General features: G+C 71.5%; 4 protein-coding genes. 2 read left to right on the plus strand and 2 right to left on the minus strand.

Annotated elements, in window-relative coordinates; translation table 11 throughout:
• Together FV228_RS25605 and FV228_RS25610 are read left to right on the plus strand one after the other, a co-directional pair.
• Positions 1–530 (plus strand): ABC transporter permease subunit (locus FV228_RS25605; RefSeq protein WP_147857114.1); only part of this gene is annotated, 530 nt, incomplete at its 5' end.
• Positions 527–1,630, plus strand: a complete 1,104-nt coding sequence (locus FV228_RS25610) for an ABC transporter permease (RefSeq protein WP_147857115.1) — start codon at positions 527–529, stop codon at positions 1,628–1,630. The genes FV228_RS25605 and FV228_RS25610, both read left to right, overlap by 4 nt.
• Positions 1,631–1,632: 2 nt before the next feature.
• Here FV228_RS25610 and FV228_RS25615 read toward each other — a convergent pair whose 3' ends face one another.
• Complete coding sequence (locus FV228_RS25615; protein ID WP_187277906.1) at positions 1,633–2,589, minus strand: D-2-hydroxyacid dehydrogenase family protein; 957 nt, start codon at positions 2,587–2,589, stop codon at positions 1,633–1,635.
• 144 nt (positions 2,590–2,733) lie between these two features.
• Positions 2,734–2,871, minus strand: a 138-nt coding sequence (locus tag FV228_RS25620; RefSeq protein ID WP_147857116.1) for a DAK2 domain-containing protein, incomplete at its 5' end; no start/stop codon positions are given.

Below are 2,871 nucleotides of genomic sequence, written 5' to 3' on the forward strand. Positions count from 1 at the left end.
GCCTCGGCGCGGCGCTGTCCCTGTCGCTGCCGAGCTTCGTGGTGGCGCCGCTCCTGCAGATCGTCTTCGGGCTGACCTTGCGCTGGCTGCCGCTGAGCGGCTGGGAGGGCGGCGCGCCGAGCCACCTGATCCTGCCGGTGGTGACCCTGGCGCTGCCGCAGGTGGGCGCGCTGGCACGCCTGACCCGCGCCTCGCTCGGCGAGGTCCTGCGAACCCAGCCGGTGCGGACCATGCGAAGCCTCGGGCTGCCGCCCGTTCGCGTCACCCGGCACGCGCTGCGCGGCGCGCTCCTGCCGGTGGTCGCCTACCTGGCCCCGCTGGCGGCCGCCCTGCTCACCGGATCCGTGGTGGTCGAGACGATCTTCGGCCTGCCCGGCATCGGCCGTTACTTCGTGGAGGGGGCGCTCAACCGCGACTATACGCTGGTGATGGGCACCGTCCTGGTGGTTGCGGTACTGGTGATCGCCCTGAACCTGATCGCCGACCTCGCCTGCGCCTGGCTCGATCCGCGCCTGAGGCGGATCGCATGAGCGGCGGCGGCATCACCACCGGTCCGGCGGCGCGCACGCTGTTCCGGCTCGGCCGCGAACGGGTGGCGATGGCCGCCCTGGCCGCGCTCGCCCTGATCGCGCTGGCCTGCCTGTTCGGGCCGGCGCTGACCGGGCACGATCCGGTCCGTGCCTATCCGGACCTGCGCCAGCTTCCGGCAGGCATGACGGCGCAGCCGGATTCCGAGCATCTGCGCCCGGCCCTCGAACGCCTCGCCTTCCGGATGCGGGCCCGCCTCGACGACGTGGAGCGCGACGGCGACGGCGTCGCCTTGACGCTGGGTTCCGCGGGCGCATTCGACCGGCGCAGCCTCGTCTACCTGCCGCGCTCCGACCTGTTCGGCGAGCCGCGGGTCGTCGACGGCTCGCAGGATGGGACGCGTCTGGTCGTGCGCGTGCCGGTACGGCGCCTGTACTTCCCCCTCGGCACCGACGTGCATGGCCGCGACCTGCTCACCCGCTGCCTCGTCGCCGGCCGGGTCTCCATCCTGATCGGCCTCACCGCCACCCTGGTCGCGCTGCTCATCGGCGTCGGCTACGGCGCGACGGCCGGCTTCGTCGGCGGCGCCGTCGACGCCGTGATGATGCGGCTGGTGGACGTGCTCTACGCCCTGCCGTTCGTGTTCTTCGTCATCCTCCTGCTGGTGTTCTTCCGGGCGAGCCTGACGCTGATGCTGGGGGCCATCGGCGCGGTGGAATGGCTCGACATGGCCCGGATCGTCCGGGCGCAGACCCTATCGCTGCGCGAGCGCGACTTCGTCCGCGCCGCCCGCGCCCTCGGTCTCGGCACGCCGCGGATCATCTTCCGCCACATCGTGCCGAACACGTTCGGGCCGGTGGCCGTGGCGGCGACCCTGCTGGTGCCGCAGGTGATCCTGCTGGAGAGCTTTCTCTCGTTCCTCGGGCTGGGCGTTCAGGAGCCGCAGACGAGTTGGGGGGTGCTGATCGCCGAGGGCGCCCGGGCGATCGAGTCGGCACCCCACATGCTGGCCGGCCCAGCCGCCTTCCTGATCACGACACTGGTGGCCCTGACGCTGCTCGGCGACGGCCTGGCCGATGCGGTCGACCCCAGGGCCGACTAGCCTCACCCCAGTTGCCGGATCGGCGAGCCGGCGAGCCACGCCTCGATATCCTCCACCGCCTGGGTGAAGAACGTCCGGTAGTTGTTGCGCGTGACGTAGCCGACATGCGGCAGCGCCAGGACATTCGGGAGGTGCCGGAACGGACTGTCGGCCGGCAGCGGCTCGGTCTCGAACACGTCGATCCCGGCTCCCCCGATCCACCTCTCCTCCAGGGCCCGGACCAGGGCCGCCTGATCGACGATCGGCGCGCGCGACGTGTTCACCAGGATCGCGCCCGGTCGCATCCGGCGCAGCTCGGCCTCGCCCAGGAGGCCCCGGGTGCGCTCCCCGAGCACCAGATGGATGGTGACCACGTCGCTTGCCTCGAGCAGGGCGTCCTTGGACTGCGCACGCTCGACCCCGGCGGAGGCGGCCCGGGCCTCGTCGAGGTTCGGGCTCCAGGCGATCACCCGCATGCCGAAGGCGCGGCCGATCTCGGCGACGCGCGCACCGATCTTGCCCAGCCCCAGGATACCGAGCGTCGCCTCGGCCAGATCGGTCCCGATCGTGCTCTGCCACGGGCCGCCGTCCCGAAGATTCCGGTTCTCGACCGCAAGGTGGCGGGCGAGGCCCAGGATCAGCGCCCAGGTCAGCTCGGTCGGCGGCGTTGGGCTCGATTCGGTGCCGCACACCGTGATGCCCCGGGACCGCGCCGCCGCAACGTCGATCGCGAGGTTGCGCATGCCGCTGGTGACCAGCAGCTTCAGCCGGGGCAACCGCTCCAACAGATCCGCCGGAAACGGCGTGCGCTCGCGCATGATCACCAGGATCTCGGCTTGGTCGATCCTGGACACGAGGGCGCCCCGATCCGCGATGTGATCGGTGATGGTCGAAACGGCGACGCGATCGGCCAGGCGCGCCCAGTCGGCGAGGCCGAGCGCCGCGTCCTGGTAATCGTCGAGGATCAGGCAGGTTCGCACGGTGGCCGCTCTCCAGCTTCAGAAGCTGCAACGCTCGCGCAGGCGCGGTGTTCGCGAATGCCCTGACGCTTCCGGAACTGTCGAAAGGCCTCAACGACGGTTGAGGGATCGCGGTCGAAAGACTTGCGGGCCCACCAGCGCCGTTCAACCAGCTGCCGCCAACGCCTCGAACGCCAACGCAACCCCGGCCGCTCCCGGATCTTCGACGCCTGCGAGATCCGCCGCAGAGAGGTAGCTCGACCGGCCGGTGGCGGCGCGGTCCATAATTCGAGGAGCGCGTCG

Source organism: Methylobacterium sp. WL18, from assembly GCF_008040015.1.
Classification (GTDB): Bacteria; Pseudomonadota; Alphaproteobacteria; order Rhizobiales; family Beijerinckiaceae; genus Methylobacterium; species Methylobacterium mesophilicum.

What these genes read in the sequence shown, in the direction of transcription:
- FV228_RS25610 (WP_147857115.1), top strand. Translation starts at nt 527, where the DNA reads ATGAGCGGCGGCGGCATCACCACCGGTCCGGCGGCGCGCACGCTGTTC.